The following is a 16,081-nucleotide window of genomic DNA, read 5'->3' as shown; positions in this document are numbered from 1 at the left end:
ATCAGCCTGTCGGCTGACGAGGGCCCGCGGACAGCGCGCGGGCCGGCCGCACGCAGGCCTGAAAGGCCGTGCCCAGCCGCGCCGCCAGCATGTCGCCCACCTCGCGCGGCGCGGCGCGCACGCCGCAGACGCGCAGGTCTACGGTGCGCAGGCCTTCGTAGCCGCAAGGGTTGATGCCCTCGAAGGGGCGCAGATCCATGTCGACGTTCAGGGCCAGGCCGTGATAGGCGCAGCCCTTGCGTATCTTGACGCCCAGGGCGGCAATCTTCGCCAGATCGCCTTCGGGCATGGGCACATACACGCCCGGCGCACCGGGTTTGCGGCAGGCACCGGCCACGCCCAGATCGACCAGCAGGCCGATTACCACGTCTTCGAGCAGGGCGACGTATTCCTTGACGTACAGGCCAAGGCGATGCAGGTCGACCAGGCAGTACGCCACCACCTGCCCCGGGCCGTGATAGGTGACCTGGCCGCCGCGGTTGGACTCCACCACCGGGATATTGCCGCTGTCCAGGATATGCTCGCGCAGCCCCGCCATGCCCAGCGTATAGACCGGCGCATGTTCGACCAGCCAGATCTCGTCCGCGGTGCCGGGCTGGCGGGCCTCGGTGTAGTCCCGCATCGCATGCCACACCTCGAGGTAATCGGCATGTCCGGGCCACCACTTGCTGCGGATCGCATCGGGCTCCGGAGTACCCGCAGCATGTTTCCGAGTGCCCGTGGCGGGCTCCATGGCGCCCCCGCCGGGTTTCCGAGCCGCCGGCGCCGGTGCCGGCGGCGCACAGGCATCGCGCCCGAACGAAGCTGCCGGGGATGAATCTGCCGCCGTCATGACCATGCGCGCCTACAGAACCACGGACACCATGTGGTGGGCGTGCAGGGCCCGGTACAAGTCGTCGAGCTGCTGGCGCGACGTAGCCCGCACCACGAAGGTCAGGCCGATGTACTTGCCGCCCGAGCTGGGGCGCATCTCGACCGTGGCCGGGTCGAAGTCGGGGTCGAACTGCCGCACCACTTCGGTCAGCGTCTGGGCGAAATCCGGATGCGACTTGCCCATTACTTTGATGGGAAAGTCGCTGGGGTATTCGATCAGGGATTGTTCGGGAGGAATGTCTTGCATTGCTGCGGCCTGGAAATCAGATCATGGGCGCCACGCCGCGTGGCGCCGCGCCGGCTCGACACCAGCATACCACCTCTGGTGCAGCGCCCCGCGAACGCGCGGGGCCCGCGTCAAAGCGCCGCGATGACCTTGTCGTAGGCGGCGCGCAGCCTTGCGTAGACGGGGCCGGGCTTGCCCGTGCCCACGGGCTTGCCGTCGAGCGACACGATGGGCAGCACTTCTTTGGTGGCCGAGGTCAGCATGAGTTCGTCGGCCTGCTCGACTTCCTGGCGCGGGATGCGGCGCGACTCGAAGGGTATGCCTTCGGCGCGGGCCAGCTCTTCCATGAGGCTGTAGCGTATGCCTTCCAGGATGAGGTTGTCGCGCACCGGCCCGAGCACCGTGCCGTTCCTGACCACCCAGATGTTGCAGGACGAGCCTTCGGACAGGAAGCCGTCGCGGAACTGTATGACCTCGTCGACACCGGCCTCGACCGCATGCTGCTTGGCCAGCACATTGCCCAGCAGAGATACCGACTTGATCTCGCAATGCAGCCAGCGCTCGTCCGGCATGCTGACGGTGGTGTAGCCTTGTTCGCGCGCCGCGGCGCCCGGCCGCTTGAACGGCGAGACCATACAGAATACGGTGGGCTTGGGGGCGCTGGCGGGAAAGGCATGGTCGCGCTTGGCCACGCCGCGCGTAACCTGTATGTAGACCATGGCGTCGTCGGAGCTGGCGCGCGCGAGCATGTCGCGCACCAGCTTTTCCCAGTCGGCGCTCGACATGTCGAGCTTGATGCCTATGGCCTTGAGGCTGCGTTCCAGGCGCGCCAGGTGCCCGTCCATGCGGAAAGGCTTGCGCGCATAAGCCGGTACTACTTCGTAGATACCGTCGCCGAAGATGAAGCCGCGGTCGAGTACCGAAACCTTGGCATCGCCCAGACGTACGTACTCTCCGTTGAGATAAACAAGGCTATCGTTGTCGACATCGGGAATCATGACGGGTGTTTTTATTTTGGGTTGTTCACTGGAACATCAGGCGGATTTTATCGTAAATGCGGCCCGCGAAACCCGCCTGCGGCACGTCCGACAACACCGTCAGCGGCGCCTGGCGCAGCACCTTGCCGTCCAGCGACAGCGACACCGTGCCGACCTTCGCGCCCTTCTTCAGGGGGGCGATCAGCGGCTGGGTGTATTGCGCCACAGGCTTGATCTGCTGCCCCTCGCCGCGCGGCACGGTCACCCACAAAGGCTGCGCCTGGCCCAGGCCGACCGTGTCGGCAGTGCCTTCCCAGACCTTGGCCTGCACGGCGGGATGCTGGGCATCGAACAGCTTGATGGTGTCGAAATTCTGGTATGTCCAGTTCAGCAGCTTCAGGCTGCTTTCGCTGCGCGCGGAGTCGGAGTCTGCGCCCACCAGCACCGAGACCACACGGCGGCCATTGCGCAACGCGGTGGCCACCAGGCAGTAGCCGGCGGACTTGGTGTGGCCGGTCTTGAGGCCGTCGACGGTGGGGTCGACCCACAACAAGCGGTTGCGGTTGCGCTGCTTGATCTTGTTGTAGGTAAATTCTTTCTCGGCGTAGTAATGCATGTACTGGGGATGGTCGCGCACCACGTTCATGGCCAGAATGGCCAGGTCGCGCACCGTGGTTACGTGCGTGGGGTCGGGCAGGCCCGTGGAATTGGCGAAGTGCGTGTCCTTCAGGCCCATGCGGGCGGCTTCCTGGTTCATCAGGGCGACGAAGGCGGACTCGCTGCCGGCCACCGCCTCGGCCAGGGCCACGGTGGCGTCATTGCCCGACTGCACGATGAGACCCTGCAGCAGGTCGTCCACCGACACTTGCGTATTGGGCTTGACGAACATGCGCGAGCCCCCGGTCTTCCAGGCTTTCTCGGAAATATTGACCGTCTGCTGCAGCGTGAGGCGCTTGCTGTCGAGGGCATCGAAGACGACATAGGCCGACATCAGCTTGGTCAGCGAAGCCGGCTCGATTTTTTCATCGGGACTGGAGGCGCCGACGATCTGGCCGCTGGTGGCGTCCGCCGTCACCCAGGCCTTGGCTGCCACCACCGGCGCGGGCACGCGGGCCAAGTCGCCGACCATGACCGGCGCATCCGCGCCGGGTGCGGAAGCAGCCGGTGCCGCTGGCGCCGCCGGCGCTGCGGCCGGGCTGGCAGCGCCGGCCGTTCCGGGAGCCGCGGCGGGAATCGGCTTGGAAGTATTCTGCGCCGATGCCAGCGCGGGCGCCAAGGCGAGAATCGCGGCGGCGGCAAGACAAGACGAGCGGCGCATGGCGCCGCAAAGTAATGAATGAGTCATCGGCATCCCAATAAGCGCATCCGGCCATGGGCCGGAAGGGAAAACGCCATTATAGGCAGAGGCAGCCGGGGACAAAACCCGTGCATGCCCCCTGGCGCCGGATTGTGGCAAGGGGTGCCGCGCCGGGCGCGGCCCGCCGCAATTCGCAACTATTTGCTACCGAGAAGCTGTGCAGGAAGTCTCAGGGCAGGCGGCCCGCCAGAGCCGGCGCGACCAGGCGGGCGCTAAAGGGCGGCCAGGTGCCGCAGCAGCAGTTGCTTGAGGACGACCAGCCGGCCGTGGAAGAAATGCGTCGCGTCGGGTATGACCACGACCGGCAGGCCGCGCTGGCGGGCAAAATCCATGGCCTCGGACAGCGGCACGACCTCGTCGACCTCGCCGTGCACCAGCAGGGTGTCGTCGGGCACGGTGACTTCGCGAAACCTGAAGCGCTCTACCGCCGAGCCCAACAGCATGAGCGCGTCCGGCACCTTGGCATCCTGTTGCGCGGCCAGCTCGGAATAAAGCTGCGCGGCCACCGAGGTGCCGAACGAGAAACCGGCCAGCACCCACTTGCCCGCGGCCTCTGCCGGCCAGGCCTGGGTGAATTGCGCGACGAGCTCCAGCATATCGGCGGTTTCGCCCACGGCGTGGTCGAACTCGCCGCCCGAGGCGCCCACGCCGCGGAAATTCGGCCTGACCGCGACCAGCCCGCGCTGCGTACAAGCGCGCGAGATCGTGGTGACGATCTTGTTGTCGCGCGCGCCGCCGTGCAAAGGGTGCGGATGCAGCACCAGGGCCCACCCCGCCGGCTCATCCTCGGGCCAGTCCAGGGCGCAATCGATGGCGCCGGCCAGGCCCCGGAATACGATATTTTTTTGTTTCACTACGGTTACACCGCCATGTAGGTTGCGGACGCAATTTATGCGAGTATGCCAGCGTGGCGCCCGGCACATGGAGCCAATCAGGCGCACACACCCAGACAGTACAATATGCGCGGCAGAGCCAGGCAATGCTACCCTCGCTACGACAGCATACCTGTATCAAATCATAACAACATCGGGTAGACTTGCCGGGACTGCGGCACGCTGCCGCCCGGGTAGGCCCGCTAATCGCCATGTCAATCTCGCACCCGCCAACCTTGCCCGACCCCGAACAAATGGCCGCGGGCCTGCGCTCGGCTCTGCCCTGTTTCAGGCGCATAGACTGGGTAGAGCGCACCGCCTCTACCAATGCCGATCTGCTCAGCCGGGCCCGCAAGGACGACGGCAAGCTGGCGCGGCCCTGGCTGCTGGGGGCGCACATCCAGGAAAACGGCCGCGGGCGGGCCGGCCGCACCTGGCAGAACCGGCTCGGCGCCAACCTGATGTTTTCGTGCGCGTTCGACATATTCCTGCCGCCGCGCCGGCTGCCCGCGCTTTCGCCGCTGGCGGGCCTGGCGGCCTGCGAGGCCCTGCGCAGCCTGATCGGCCCCGAACACCAGGCGCAGCTCCTCATGAAGTGGCCCAACGACGTGCACTGGCGCTTCTCCAAGCTGGCCGGCATTCTGGTCGAAATCACCCGTGCCGGCACTTCGCGGCTGGCGACGGATCATCACGTGGCTATCGTCGGCATGGGCATCAATCTGGAAGACGCGCGCGCGCTCAGCAAGTCGCTCGACCGGCAAGTGGCCGACTGGTCCGAGATCGCCTCCCAGGACGCGCACGCCGCCGGCGTCGGCGCGCTGGAAATGGTTGCCGCGGTGGCGCGCTCCTGGTATTACAGCTACAACGACGCCGTGCGCGAGGGTTTCGATACGCTGCCGCAACGCTACGCGCGGCTCGACGCCCTGTCCGGCCAGCACATCAATGTGCTGGACGACGGCCGCATCCTGCATGCCGGCATCGCCTGCGGCATCAATGAATTCGGCCAGCTGCGGGTGCGCGGGCCCGAGGGTGAAATCGCCGTCTCGGCCGGGGAAATTTCGGTGCGGCTGCAGAAATGACCGAAGGCATCATCCTGCTCGTCGATGCCGGCAATACCCGCGTCAAGTTCGGCTGGATCGACCCCGGCGGCGGCCGGCGCGAGCCGGCCGCGCTGGCGCTGCACCACGGCGCCCTGGCGTCATTGCCGCGCTGGCTCGCCGCCCTGCCGCACCCGCCGCGCCTGGCGCTGGGGGTGAACGTGGCCGGCGCCGCGGTCGAGGCGGCCATCGCCACGCGGCTGAGCGAGCACGGCTGCGCCATAGAGTGGGTATCCAGCCGCGCCGAGGCGCTGGGCGTGCGCAACGGCTACCGCGATCCCGTCCAGCTCGGCCCCGACCGCTGGGTATCCCTGCTGGCCCTGGCCCGGCTGGGCGCGGCGGGGCAGGCGCCTGGCCCGGAGTCGGGATCAGGGCCGAAGCCAGCCTCGGGGGCAAGGACGGCCAGCCACGTCCCGGGCGGCAGCGCGCGGCCGCCCCTGATGCTGGCCAGCTTCGGCACCGCCACCACCATAGACACGCTCGGGCCCGACCGGGTGTTCCGCGGCGGCCTGATCTTTCCCGGGCCGGCGCTGATGCGCAGCTCCCTGGCCCGGGGCACGGCCAATCTGCCCGAGGCCGACGGCGATACGGCGCCCTACCCGATCCATACCCACCAGGCCATCAGTACCGGCATAGCGGCCGCGCAGGCGGGCGCCGTCCTGCGCCAGTGGCTGGCCGGCCTGGATCACTACGGCCAGCCGCCCGTGCTATACAGCGCGGGCGGCGGCTGGCCCTCGGTGAAGGATGAAACCGCCGCCCTGCTGGCGCGCACGCGCGAGCGCCTGGGCCTGCCCGCCGCTCCCATCGCATGGCTGCCCACGCCGGTGCTGGACGGGCTGGCCCTGCTGGCGGCAAGCCGGGAATACGCCGGCAGCCATTGATACCGGGCCCGGAAATACGCCTAGCCATTGATACCGCACCACCTCGCGGCACCCGCGGCGCAGCCTTCGCAACACAGCAAATGCGATAAACTCCAGATGCAAACCGGCGCCGCCCCGGCGGCGCGACCCGCCTGCGGAATTCCCGCGCTCCGGCGCCCTCCCGCCATTTCTGACCGCCCGCAATGCGCCTATTGTTTTTCCTGATCGTGCTGCTCAATATCGTCGTCCTGGCATACGGCCAGGGCTTCTTCGGCACGCCGCCCAGCGAACAAGGGCGCGAGCCGCGCATGCTGATGATGCAGCGCAACCCCCAAGCCGTGACGCTCGGCGCCCCGCTGACGCCGGAACAGGCCCGGGAGATCCAGGCCCCGCCCGCCGCACACTCCGGCACGCGGGCGGCGCAGCCGCACGCCCGGCACTGAGGCGGGACATCGAATCCCGGCGAACAGGGCGCGCAGATCGTCTCTATTTATCGCTTATCGCAGGCCAGACGGCCACGAGGCCGAAATCCGGCATGCCGCCGTCGTCGGCAGCACGGCCGGGCGCAGGTCGACTATGTACAATGAATATCGTCTTCCGCACACGCCTCGTACATGAAACCCATCCGTAAAGCCGTATTTCCCGTCGCCGGCCTGGGCACGCGCTTCCTGCCGGCCACCAAGGCCATGCCCAAGGAAATGCTGCCCATCGTCGACAAACCGCTGATCCAGTACGCCGTAGAAGAGGCCATCGCCGCCGGCGTCACCGACCTGATCTTCATCACCGGGCGCAACAAGCGGGCCATCGAAGACCACTTCGACCGGGTGCCGGAACTGGAAGCCGACCTGGAATCCAAGAACAAGACCGCGCTGCTGGACACCGTGCGCAACATCATTCCGGCGCACGTCAACTGCATCTACACCCGCCAGCCCGCGCCGCTGGGGCTGGGCCACGCGGTGCTGTGCGCCGCCCCCATCGTCGGCAACGAGCCCTTCGCCGTGCTGCTGGCCGACGACCTGATCGACGCCGACACCTCGGTCACGCAACAGCTGGTGGAAGCCGCCCACCAGCAAGACGGCAGCGTGCTGGCCATTCAGGACGTGGATCGCCGCGAAACCGACAAGTACGGCATTATTTCGGGCACCAGCGTCAACGACAAGACCACGCGCCTGAGCGGCATCGTCGAAAAGCCCAAGCCCGAATCCGCCCCCTCCACCCTGGCGGTGGTCGGGCGCTACGTGCTCGAGCCCGAAATCTTCGAGCACCTGCGCCAGACCCAGGCCGGCGTGGGCGGCGAGATCCAGCTCACCGACGGCATCGCCAGCCTGTTGAAGAGCCGCGGCGTCTACGGCCTGCAGTACGAGGGGCTGCGCTACGACTGCGGCAACAAGCAGGGCTTTTTCCGCGCCACCCTGGAACTGGGGCGCAAGTACCACGGGCTGTAGGGTCGCCGCGGACACGGTCGCGCGCGGCAATGCCGCCGCTGCGGGATTGCCGCGCGGCCAGAACCCGCGTCAGGCGTCGCGCGGCATACCGTCACTCAGCTCGTTCAAGCCTGCCAGCACGCGCGCCACGGCGCCGGTGTGCTTCTGCACCCAGTGCACGCCCGCCTGCCCCATGCCGGCCAGATCCTTGGGATGTTCGAGCAGCTGCAGCGCCTTGAGCACCGCGGCGTCAGCGTCGGGCACGCGCAGCGCGGCGCCCTCTTCGACGGCGTCGGCCACGGCCTGTTCGAAGTTCCGCGTGTGCGGCCCGACCAGTACCGGCACGCCCAGCGAGCACGCTTCTATCAGGTTCTGCCCGCCCAAGGGCGCAAAGCTGCCGGCCACGATGGCCACATCACAGGCCGCGTAATAAGCGGGCATTTCCCCCAGGCTGTCGCCCAGCAGCACCAGCGGTGCGCCGGGGCGCGCCGGATCCTGGCCTGCCGCGCCCGCCTGCGTCGCCACGCGGCCCTCGATCAATTCCTGCGCCCCGGCCTGATCCAGGCCCGACAGGCTGGATCTGCGCACGCAGTCGATGCCGGCCTCGCGCAGCAGGTCGGCGGCCGCGTCGAAACGCTGCGGATGGCGCGGGATCAGGCAAAACAGCACGCGCTCGCGCAGCGCGCGGCCGCGGCCGGCGGCGCGCCGGGCGTACTTGAGCAGCGCCCGTACAAACATTTCGTCTTCACCCTCGCGCGTGCTGGCAATGGCTATCAGCTTGCGCCGCAAGGCCGCGCCGAAGGCCCTGCCGCGCGCCACTTTATCCGCCGGCAAGGCGATATCGAACTTGAAATTGCCGGACACCCGCACCGCCGACGCGCCCGCCTGCTCGAGGCGCTGCGCGTCCTGCAGTGTCTGGGCGTAGACCGCCTGCAGATTCCCGTAGGCCTCGCGCATGACGCGGCCGGCGCGCAGGCTCTGGCGCAGCGCCTGGTCGGAGAAGCGCGCGCTGGCCAATATCATGGGCGCGCGTGCGCGGTGCGCCGCGGCGATCAGATTCGGCCAGATCTCGCGTTCCATCAGCACGCCCAGCAAGGGCCGGTAGTGCGCCACGAAACGCTGGGCGCAGCCGGGGAAATCGTAAGGCAGCCACTCCTGGCGCAGGCGGCCTTGCGCGATGGCGTCGGCAAACAGCCGCCCGCCCTCTTCGCGCCCGGTTGCCGTCATGTGGGTCAGCAGCACCCGATCGCCCTGATCCAGCAGAGCCTGCACCAGGGGCTGGGCGGCACGCGTCTCGCCCAGGCTCACGGCGTGCACCCACACGGGGCGCTCGCCGGCGTCGGGCGCCGCATAGCGGCCGAAACGCGCGCCCGACCAGACTTCCCAGCGCCCGCCCGCGCGGCGGGCACGCAGCGCCATCCAGCCCATCAGGCCGGGAGCAAGCAGGCGCAGGAATGCCGTGTAGAAAAAGCGGTTCAAGTGGCGCGGCTCCGGGCTGGGCCTGACCATGCGGGCAAGAGCCGTGTCGTTCCGGCCGTGGCGCGGCGCATAGGCGCGGCCGGCATGCCGCCAGCCGGGCAGCCGCCGGCGAAAAGCCTGGAGCCCATGTCAGGCGCCCTCGCCCGGGCCGCCGGACGCGTTGAACAGCGCATCGGGCTGGATCTCCAGGCCGCTGTGCTCTTCGGCCGCGGCCAGGGCCGGATCCTGGTAGGCAAGGGCCTGCTCGACGGCGCTGAGCACGGTCTCGGCCGAGGGGGCATTGCCGCGCTCGCCCAGGCTGGCCGTATAGGACGGCCCCTCGAGGGGGGTGCGCACGGGGGTGGACGCCTTGTAGATGCCGATGGTGGGCCGCCCCAGCCCCGCCGACAGGTGGGTCAGGCCGCTGTCCAGGCCCACCATCAGGCGGGCCGCGGCCAGCACTCCGGCGATGCCGTTCAGGTTCATGCGCGGCAGCACCTCGGCGCCGGCCACTCCGGCGGCCAGCGCCTGCGCGCGCCGCGTCTCGGCCTCGTTGCCCGCCAGCAGCCGCAGCGCCAGGCCGTGCTCGCCCAGGCGCGCGAACACCTTGTGCCAGTCGGCCTGCGGCCAGAGCTTGTCGTCGCGGCTGGCCGAAGGCATGATGACCGCATAGGGCTGGATCCGCACGCCGTCGGTGATGGCGCGCAGGCCGAAATCGGGCTCGCCCGCATAGGTATAGCCGAAGGCGGCGGCGGCAAGCTGGCGCTGGCGTATCACCGCCGGCTGCCAGAAGTTGACGCTGTGCTTCACATCGTAGAAGAACGAGGCCAGCGGCTCGCGCGCCGAATGGCGATCCAGCCCATGGCGCAGGCCGTTGGTCTGGCGCACCAGCCAGACCGATTTCATCAGCGCCTGCATGTCGAGCACGATGTCGTACTGGCGCGATTTCAGCTTGTCGCGCAGCGCGGCCCGCTCGGCGCGCGTCTGCGCCGCCCACCAGTGCTTGCGCCAGCGGCGGTGGGCCACCTTGATCACTTCGTGCACCGCCGGATGCCAGGCGGGGATTTCGGCGAAGCCTTCTTCCACGATCCAGTCGATCTGCACGCCCGGCACGTTGGTAGCGATATCGGAGATGGCCGGCAGCATATGCACCAGGTCGCCGAGCGAGGAGGTGCGTACGATCAGGATTCGTTTCTTCACGGCGGCGGGCGCATGCATCATGGGGCGATTATAAAGATGCGCCGCCAATGTGTGTCGCCGGGCACGGCCAAGCGTATCATTTCCATTGCAGCCAAAACGACTACAGACAGGAGAGGAAACCCCCAAAAAACAGCAGAACGAGGAGGCTCATCGTGGAAACAGGGAAAATACAAGCCCACAACCAGCGTCCGGCCCAGGTATGGGGTAGTGCCGGCGACGCCTACAACGAAATCAGCCATCAGATAGCCAGCGCGCTGGATCACTGCGCAAGGCGGATCGCGCCGCAACCGGGCGAGCGCGTGCTGGACTTGGCCACCGGCACGGGATGGACGTCCCGCCTGCTGGCGCGCTACGGCGCCCGCGTCACGGGCGCCGACATCTCTGCCGACCTGATCGCGGCCGCAAAGGCCCGGGCCCAGGCAGAACGCCTCGACATCGACTACGAAATCGGCGACGCGGAGAAGCTCCCATTCGCCGACGGCAGTTTCGACGCCGTGGTCTCCACCTTTGGCGTCATGTTCGCCAGCCACCCGGAAGCGGCGGCCGGCGAGATGGCCCGGGTATGCCGCCGCGGCGGGCGCATCGGCCTGGCGACCTGGCCCGCCAAGGGCGGCGTCTTTGAAATGTTCGGCGTCATGCGCGCCTACATGCCGCCGCCCCCGACGCCGGCGCCCCCCTCGCCCTTCGCCTGGGGCGACCCTGCGCACGTCCGGGAACTGCTGGGCCGCGACTTCGACCTGGAATTCGAAGAGGCCGTCACGGTTTATTACGACAAGAACGGCGCGGCGGCCTGGGAGGCATTTTCCAAGGGCTACGGCCCCACCAAGGCCCTGGCCGCCAGCCTGGACGAAAGCCGCCGGGCCGGCCTGGCGCGCGACTTCGCCGCCTTTCACGAAAAGTACGCCACGGCGCTGGGGGTGGCCGTGCCGCGGGACTACCTGCTGACCATAGGTACGCGGCACTGAGCCGGCTTGCCCGCCCGCGCAGCCAGCGGGCGGGCGGCTCATATAGTGGCGGGTAAATATAGTGGCGGGTAGAAAACGTATAGCGGCGGGTAGAAAACGGGACATAGGCTACAGAGGCGGGAAGCAGTGACCGGCTGGCAACGGTCGCGGACAGCAGGCGCCGCGCCAGGCTGCAGTCGCCAGGCAGAAAGCAGACGCAAGAAGCACACCGGCCCTTGAAGAAACGCCTTAGCCCTTAAAATTCCGGCATGTGCCATCAATCCCCAGCATAGCGAACATGCCATCAACCGTATTGGTCACCGGCGGCGCCGGCTTCATCGGCAGCCACACCACTGTGGCGCTGCAACAGGCCGGCTACCGCGTCGTCGTCCTGGACAATCTGTGCAACAGCAGCGCCTCGGTGCTCGAGCGCGTCGAGCGCATCACCGGCGCGCGTCCGCAATTCATTCACGGAGACATCCGCGACACCGCGCTGCTGGACGAGCTGTTCGCCGCCCACCCGGTAGACGCGATCCTGCATTTCGCCGGCCTGAAGGCGGTGGGGGAATCGACCCAGAAGCCGCTGGAATACTACGACAACAACGTGCACGGCAGCGTCAACCTGCTGCAGGCGGCGCGCCGTGCGGCCGTCCAGACCTTCGTATTCTCTTCTTCGGCCACGGTATACGGCGATCCGCAGCGGCTGCCGCTGGCCGAAGACCATCCGCGCTCGGCCACCAACCCGTACGGCCACAGCAAGCTGGTGGTCGAGGACATACTGGAAAGCCTGTACCGCGCCGAGCCCGGCTGGCGCCTCGCGCGGCTGCGCTACTTCAATCCGGTGGGCGCGCACCCCAGCGGCCTGATCGGCGAGGCCCCGCAAGGCGTGCCCAACAACCTGATGCCCTATGTCGCCCAGGTTGCCCGCGGCGCCCGTACGCGCCTGCAGGTATTCGGCGACGACTACGACACCCCCGACGGCACCGGCGTGCGCGACTACATACATGTCATGGATCTGGCGCAGGGCCACGTGGCGGCGCTGCGCTATTGCGAACGGCAGAAGCAGTGCCTGCTGAGCGTCAACCTGGGCACCGGCCGCGGCTATTCCGTACTGGAAATGGTGCGTGCCTTCGAAAAGGCCAGCGGCCGGCCCGTGCCTTACGACATCGTGGCCCGGCGCCCCGGCGACATCGCCGCCTGCTGGGCCGACACGAACCTGGCCGCCACAACCCTGGGCTGGCGCGCCACCCTGGGCATAGAAGACATGTGCGCCGACGCTTGGCGCTGGGAAAGCGGGCGGGAAGCCTAGCCCAGCTTCAGATGGGTGGCCTTGATGATCTTGCCCCACTTGCTGGACTCCGAGCTTATGAAGCTGCGGAACTGCGCCGGCGTATCGCCCACCAGATGCACTCCCAGCTTGGCGAAGCGCTCTACGACTTCGGGCTCGGCCATGGCCTGGCGCGCCGCGGCATTGAGCCGCTCGACCACGGCGGCGGGGGTGCCCGCCGGCGCCACCAGCCCGAACCAGGCCTCGGACTCGAAGCCCGGCACGGTCTCGGCAATGGCCGGAATGTTCTTCATTTCGGGGATGCGGTGGCTGGACGCAACCCCCAGCGCGCGCATGGTGCCGGCCTGCACCCGCGGCAAGGTCGTGGGCGAGTTGTCGAACATCACCTGCACGCGCCCGCCTATCAGGTCGGTGGCGGCCGGGGCGCTGCCCCGATAGGGCACATGCTGCAGGTCGATGCCCGCGTCTAGCTTCAGCAGTTCCATGGTCAGATGGCTGGTCGTGCCGGCGCCCTGGGAACCGTAGGACAACTTGCCGGGATGCGCTTTGGCATAGGCGATGAATTCCGGCAGCGTCTTGAAGGGCGCCTTCGGATACGCCACCAGCATGATGGGCACCGAAGCTACAAGGGTGATGGGCGCGAAATCCTTGGTCGGGTCATAGCCCGGATTGCTGTACAGCTGCTGGTTGATGCTGAGCGGCCCCGCGCTGGACAGCAGCAAGGTATAGCCGTCGGGCTTGGCATGGGCGACTTCGGCCGCGCCGATATTGCCGCCCGCGCCCTGCTTGTTCTTGACGATGATCGATTGCTTGAGTATGCCGGACATCTTGTCGGCCAGCATGCGCGCCACCAGATCGGTCGTTCCGCCGGGCGGGAAGGGAACGATCATGCTGACCGGCGCCGTCGGATACGCGGCGGCCGGCTGCGCGGCGGATGCGGCCGCGAGCGGTATTGCGGCGCAAGCCGCGGCCAGGGTCAGCGCCCGGAAAATCTGCTTGATCATTTGTCGTCTCCAGTCTTGAATAAGAAGTTGCTTGTGCAATAAGAAGTCGCTTGTACGGCCCATTTCCGCTGTCGATTCCCGCCTCTTGCCGCGCACACGGCCCACAGGTGCCGCGCGGCGCCACCCCATGCGCAGCTACGGCACGCAGGCCGGTGCGCCATGCGTCGCGGCGGCGCGTCAGAAGCCGTAAAGCCTGGCCGGGTTGTCCACCAGCATCTGGTGCTGCACCCCGGCGTCCGGGATCCATAGCGGGATCAGGTCGACCAGGTCGCCGTCATTGGGCATGGCCACATCGCAGATGGGATGCGGCCAGTTGCTGCCCCAGATGATGCGTTCGGGCCAGCGGCGCACCACCTCGTGGATCATCGGCAGCATGTCGGCATGCGGATACGGCTGCGACGAGAGACGGTACAGGCTGGCCAGCTTGGCCCACGCACGGCCGCCGTCGAGCAACTCGGCCAGGGTGCGGAACCCCGGGCTGTCCACGCCCTCTTCGCCGCGTATGCGCCCCATGTGGTCGAGCACATAGTCGACCTGCAGCGCCCGCAGGCGCGGCGCCAGCTCGGTCATTTCGGCGGCGCGCCGGAAATGCAGCACCAGGTGCCAGCCCAGTTGCGCCGCCTCGGCGGCCAGTTCCTCGAGCCGATCGAAGCCCACGCCGCCGCCGACCACCGTGGACATGCGATAGCCGCGCACCCCCAGGCGGTGCATCTCGCGGCGCTCTTCGAGCGGCAGGCCGGGCGGCATGACGACAATGGCCCGCGAGCGGCTGCCCAGGCTGCGCAAGGCATCGAGCGTGACGCGGTTGTCGGTGCCGTTGGCGCCGCCGTGCACGATCACGGCGCGCTCGACACCCAGGATGTCCAGCAGCTTGCGGTAGTCGTCGACGGTGCAGTCTTCCGGCGTATAGCTGCGCTGCTCGGAAAACGGATATAGCGCCTGCGGGCCGAAGATATGGGCGTGGCAGTCGCAGGCACCGGCCGGCATCTGGAATGCCGGTCGCTTGGTGTGCCTGTCTGGGCCGGGACATGCGTGCATGACTTGTGTTCCTTGAACCGTAACGTGATGCTTGAAATTCGAAGCGCGGCGCCGCGCCGGGCCGTCAGGGCTGCGCGGGCGCCTCGGCCTCGCGCCGGGCGATTTCGGCCAGCACGTCGGCGCCGCGATTGGCGGCCGAGACGCCGCGAAACAGGTAGGCCAGGCTGACCACGGCCTGCATTTCTTCCCAGCTGGCGCCGGCGCGGCGCGCCGCAATGCCGTGGATGGTGGCGGCATCGCTCAGGCCGGCCATCAGCATGCCGAACACCAGCAGCTGCACGGTCTTGTCATCGAAGCAGGCCGGGCTCAAGGCATGGGTGCGGATCTTTTCCTGCAGCTCGAGTATGGCCGGGTCGAGCGCACCGGTGACGTGCAGCCGCGCCTGCACGCGCGGCGGCAGAAAGCCCAGCATGTCGCGGTAAGTCTGCGCCGCCCGGTCGACGGCCTGGTCGCCCCCCTGGGGCTCGCCCATGGCCTGGCGTACGAGTTGCGGGTCGATGCGGGTTGCGGCCATGCGTGGTTCTCCTGGCTGGCGGGTTTGAAATGAGGCTAGCCGGGCAAAACAGCGCGGCGGGTATGCCCAGGGCCCTATGTTTCGCCAAAACATAATCGATGTCAATAAAAAAATCGATTATTTATTTTATGTCGATTATTTTCGAATGCACTAAAATTAGCCACCACACAGGCTCGCACTCATGAAACTCGCCATCGACCCGCACACGCCGGACACCGCCACCTCGCTGACCGCCTCCCTGGCCATACAGATCCGGGCGGCCATCCTGCAGGGCACCTACGCGCCGGGTGAAAAGCTCAGGCTGGACGAACTGCGCCGCTATTACTCCGTCAGCCTGAGCCCGCTGCGCGAAGCGCTGGCCCGCCTGGCCACCGAAGGCCTGGTGCAGACCGTCGACCAGCGCGGCTACAGGGTGGCGCCAGTATCCATCGACAACCTGCTGGAGGTAACCACCCTGCGCGCGCAGATGGAGGTCACGGCGCTGCAGGAGTCCATCCGCCGCGGCGACGAAGCCTGGGAAGACGCGCTGGCCGCCGCCTACTACCGCCTGGCACGGCTGGAACGCAAGGGCGAGCGCAGCAGCGAATGGGAAAAAGCCCACCGCACCTTTCACCTGACTTTGTTCTCGGCTTGCGGCATGCCCTTGCTGCTGCGCTTCTGCGGCACGCTGCACGACCTCAGCGACCGCTACCGCCGGCTGTTCCTGACCCAGCACGCGCCCGACGCCAACGTGCCGTCCGAGCACAAGGCGATCTTCGACGCCGCCATGGCCCGCGACGAGGCCCTCGCCGCCGGCATACTCGGAGAGCACATCCGGCGTACCGGCCGCAATGTCATGGTGGTGCTGACGGAAAGAAAAGAAGACACCACCGAGACCGCGGCCCGCTGAGCGGCCGCGCGGCGCTTATTGCCCATACGGCCCGGGCCGCGGCGGCATTTTCTTCCAGGA

The 16,081-nt window shown here is 67.9% G+C and carries 17 protein-coding genes; 7 read left to right on the top strand and 10 right to left on the bottom strand.

The window, feature by feature from the left end; all coding sequences use genetic code 11:
- Nucleotide 1: 1 nt before the first annotated feature.
- The 5 genes from lipB to CEY11_RS23580 all read right to left on the bottom strand — a co-directional run bounded on the left by lipB (nucleotide 2) and on the right by CEY11_RS23580 (nucleotide 4,287).
- A complete protein-coding gene (gene lipB / locus CEY11_RS23600; RefSeq protein ID WP_088605883.1) occupies nucleotides 2-733 on the bottom strand; it encodes a lipoyl(octanoyl) transferase LipB in 732 nt (243 codons plus the stop codon).
- Between the two features lie 111 nt (nucleotides 734-844).
- Nucleotides 845-1,120 carry a DUF493 family protein gene (locus CEY11_RS23595; protein WP_088605882.1) on the bottom strand — a complete coding sequence of 92 codons (276 nt, stop codon included), beginning with the start codon at nucleotides 1,118-1,120 and terminating at the stop codon, nucleotides 845-847.
- A gap of 110 nt (nucleotides 1,121-1,230) precedes the next feature.
- A complete protein-coding gene (locus CEY11_RS23590; protein WP_088605881.1) occupies nucleotides 1,231-2,097 on the bottom strand; it encodes a D-amino acid aminotransferase in 867 nt (288 codons plus the stop codon).
- Nucleotides 2,098-2,122: 25 nt separating this feature from the next.
- A complete protein-coding gene (locus tag CEY11_RS23585; protein WP_088605880.1) occupies nucleotides 2,123-3,394 on the bottom strand; it encodes a D-alanyl-D-alanine carboxypeptidase family protein in 1,272 nt (423 codons plus the stop codon).
- Between the two features lie 251 nt (nucleotides 3,395-3,645).
- Nucleotides 3,646-4,287, bottom strand: coding sequence for an alpha/beta hydrolase (locus CEY11_RS23580; RefSeq protein ID WP_088605879.1), 642 nt, complete (start codon nucleotides 4,285-4,287; stop codon nucleotides 3,646-3,648).
- A 230-nt stretch (nucleotides 4,288-4,517) separates the two neighbouring features.
- On the opposite strand from CEY11_RS23580, the gene CEY11_RS23575 reads away from it, so the two are divergent.
- The 4 genes from CEY11_RS23575 to galU all read left to right on the top strand — a co-directional run bounded on the left by CEY11_RS23575 (nucleotide 4,518) and on the right by galU (nucleotide 7,707).
- Nucleotides 4,518-5,384, top strand: coding sequence for a biotin--[acetyl-CoA-carboxylase] ligase (locus CEY11_RS23575; protein WP_088605878.1), 867 nt, complete (start codon nucleotides 4,518-4,520; stop codon nucleotides 5,382-5,384).
- 8 nt (nucleotides 5,385-5,392) lie between these two features.
- The gene (locus CEY11_RS23570) at nucleotides 5,393-6,283 is read left to right on the top strand and encodes a type III pantothenate kinase (protein WP_088605902.1); all 891 of its coding nucleotides are present in this window, start codon (nucleotides 5,393-5,395) and stop codon (nucleotides 6,281-6,283) included.
- 182 nt (nucleotides 6,284-6,465) lie between these two features.
- A complete protein-coding gene (locus tag CEY11_RS23565) occupies nucleotides 6,466-6,705 on the top strand; it encodes a hypothetical protein (protein WP_088605877.1) in 240 nt (79 codons plus the stop codon).
- A 171-nt stretch (nucleotides 6,706-6,876) separates the two neighbouring features.
- Nucleotides 6,877-7,707 carry a UTP--glucose-1-phosphate uridylyltransferase GalU gene (gene galU, locus CEY11_RS23560; RefSeq protein WP_088605876.1) on the top strand — a complete coding sequence of 277 codons (831 nt, stop codon included), beginning with the start codon at nucleotides 6,877-6,879 and terminating at the stop codon, nucleotides 7,705-7,707.
- A 69-nt stretch (nucleotides 7,708-7,776) separates the two neighbouring features.
- Here galU and CEY11_RS23555 read toward each other — a convergent pair whose 3' ends face one another.
- Together CEY11_RS23555 and waaC are read right to left on the bottom strand one after the other, a co-directional pair.
- Complete coding sequence (locus CEY11_RS23555) at nucleotides 7,777-9,165, bottom strand: 3-deoxy-D-manno-octulosonic acid transferase (protein ID WP_088605901.1); 1,389 nt, start codon at nucleotides 9,163-9,165, stop codon at nucleotides 7,777-7,779.
- 129 nt (nucleotides 9,166-9,294) lie between these two features.
- A complete protein-coding gene (gene waaC / locus CEY11_RS23550; RefSeq protein WP_088605900.1) occupies nucleotides 9,295-10,344 on the bottom strand; it encodes a lipopolysaccharide heptosyltransferase I in 1,050 nt (349 codons plus the stop codon).
- Nucleotides 10,345-10,496: 152 nt separating this feature from the next.
- Between waaC and CEY11_RS23545 the strand changes: the two genes are divergently transcribed.
- Together CEY11_RS23545 and galE are read left to right on the top strand one after the other, a co-directional pair.
- Nucleotides 10,497-11,309: a class I SAM-dependent methyltransferase gene (locus tag CEY11_RS23545; protein WP_233155043.1), complete on the top strand. Its 813-nt coding sequence runs from the start codon at nucleotides 10,497-10,499 to the stop codon at nucleotides 11,307-11,309.
- A gap of 277 nt (nucleotides 11,310-11,586) precedes the next feature.
- A complete protein-coding gene (gene galE, locus CEY11_RS23540; protein ID WP_088605874.1) occupies nucleotides 11,587-12,597 on the top strand; it encodes a UDP-glucose 4-epimerase GalE in 1,011 nt (336 codons plus the stop codon).
- Here galE and CEY11_RS23535 read toward each other — a convergent pair.
- The 3 genes from CEY11_RS23535 to CEY11_RS23525 all read right to left on the bottom strand — a co-directional run bounded on the left by CEY11_RS23535 (nucleotide 12,594) and on the right by CEY11_RS23525 (nucleotide 15,132).
- Complete coding sequence (locus CEY11_RS23535; RefSeq protein ID WP_088605873.1) at nucleotides 12,594-13,580, bottom strand: Bug family tripartite tricarboxylate transporter substrate binding protein; 987 nt, start codon at nucleotides 13,578-13,580, stop codon at nucleotides 12,594-12,596. The two genes, galE and CEY11_RS23535, sit on opposite strands and share 4 nt — an antisense overlap.
- Nucleotides 13,581-13,757: 177 nt before the next feature.
- Complete coding sequence (locus CEY11_RS23530) at nucleotides 13,758-14,618, bottom strand: amidohydrolase family protein (protein ID WP_088605872.1); 861 nt, start codon at nucleotides 14,616-14,618, stop codon at nucleotides 13,758-13,760.
- A 64-nt stretch (nucleotides 14,619-14,682) separates the two neighbouring features.
- Nucleotides 14,683-15,132 carry a carboxymuconolactone decarboxylase family protein gene (locus CEY11_RS23525; protein WP_198958974.1) on the bottom strand — a complete coding sequence of 150 codons (450 nt, stop codon included), beginning with the start codon at nucleotides 15,130-15,132 and terminating at the stop codon, nucleotides 14,683-14,685.
- A gap of 181 nt (nucleotides 15,133-15,313) precedes the next feature.
- Here CEY11_RS23525 and CEY11_RS23520 point away from each other — a divergent pair, with 181 nt between their 5' ends.
- The gene (locus tag CEY11_RS23520; protein ID WP_088605871.1) at nucleotides 15,314-16,021 is read left to right on the top strand and encodes a GntR family transcriptional regulator; all 708 of its coding nucleotides are present in this window, start codon (nucleotides 15,314-15,316) and stop codon (nucleotides 16,019-16,021) included.
- Nucleotides 16,022-16,081 lie beyond the last annotated feature (60 nt).

Source organism: Candidimonas nitroreducens (genome assembly GCF_002209565.1).
GTDB classification, from domain to species: Bacteria; Pseudomonadota; Gammaproteobacteria; order Burkholderiales; family Burkholderiaceae_B; genus Candidimonas; species Candidimonas nitroreducens.
This window is presented reverse-complemented; position numbering and strand designations above follow the sequence as displayed.

Coding starts and splice junctions, on each gene's coding strand:
- lipB (WP_088605883.1), bottom strand. CDS start 733: ATGGAGCCCGCCACGGGCACTCGGAAACATGCTGCGGGTACTCCGGAG.
- CEY11_RS23595 (WP_088605882.1), bottom strand. CDS start 1,120: ATGCAAGACATTCCTCCCGAACAATCCCTGATCGAATACCCCAGCGAC.
- CEY11_RS23590 (WP_088605881.1), bottom strand. CDS start 2,097: ATGATTCCCGATGTCGACAACGATAGCCTTGTTTATCTCAACGGAGAG.
- CEY11_RS23585 (WP_088605880.1), bottom strand. CDS start 3,394: ATGCGCCGCTCGTCTTGTCTTGCCGCCGCCGCGATTCTCGCCTTGGCG.
- CEY11_RS23575 (WP_088605878.1), top strand. CDS start 4,518: ATGTCAATCTCGCACCCGCCAACCTTGCCCGACCCCGAACAAATGGCC.
- CEY11_RS23565 (WP_088605877.1), top strand. CDS start 6,466: ATGCGCCTATTGTTTTTCCTGATCGTGCTGCTCAATATCGTCGTCCTG.
- galU (WP_088605876.1), top strand. CDS start 6,877: ATGAAACCCATCCGTAAAGCCGTATTTCCCGTCGCCGGCCTGGGCACG.
- galE (WP_088605874.1), top strand. CDS start 11,587: ATGCCATCAACCGTATTGGTCACCGGCGGCGCCGGCTTCATCGGCAGC.
- CEY11_RS23535 (WP_088605873.1), bottom strand. CDS start 13,580: ATGATCAAGCAGATTTTCCGGGCGCTGACCCTGGCCGCGGCTTGCGCC.
- CEY11_RS23530 (WP_088605872.1), bottom strand. CDS start 14,618: ATGCACGCATGTCCCGGCCCAGACAGGCACACCAAGCGACCGGCATTC.
- CEY11_RS23525 (WP_198958974.1), bottom strand. CDS start 15,132: ATGGCCGCAACCCGCATCGACCCGCAACTCGTACGCCAGGCCATGGGC.
- CEY11_RS23520 (WP_088605871.1), top strand. CDS start 15,314: ATGAAACTCGCCATCGACCCGCACACGCCGGACACCGCCACCTCGCTG.